The organism is Vibrio sp. HI00D65, assembly GCF_001635455.1.
Classification (GTDB): domain Bacteria; phylum Pseudomonadota; class Gammaproteobacteria; order Enterobacterales; family Vibrionaceae; genus Vibrio.
The window spans coordinates 1-319 of record NZ_LWEH01000082.1; the positions used below are offsets into that span (position 1 = coordinate 1).

Here is a 319-nt window from a genome sequence, read left to right on the forward strand (position 1 = left end):
CTCATTTCTTAGAGCTCGAAGTGACAGAAAGCGGACTCATTGCAGATGAAGTGGTGGCAAAGAACACACTTGAAACATTGCATGACATAGGCGTGACATTGTCACTGGATGACTTTGGAACCGGCTACGCATCATTCAGTTACCTTAAGAAGTTCCCATTTGATGCAATCAAGATTGATAAGAGTTTCATCGACCAGATGCTCGACTCGACTGAGGACTCTGAGATTGTCCGTTCAATCGTCCAGATCGCAAAAAAGTTGGATCTGAAAGTGATGATTGAAGGAATTGAATCAGAAGTTCAGGAGCAGTTTATTATTGA

1 protein-coding gene is annotated in these 319 nt (G+C 42.3%); it reads left to right on the forward strand.

Translation table 11 applies throughout. The annotated features are described in order from the left end of the window. Nucleotides 1-319, forward strand: a 319-nt coding sequence (locus A3712_RS07985; RefSeq protein WP_157618727.1) for an EAL domain-containing protein, incomplete at both ends; no start/stop codon positions are given.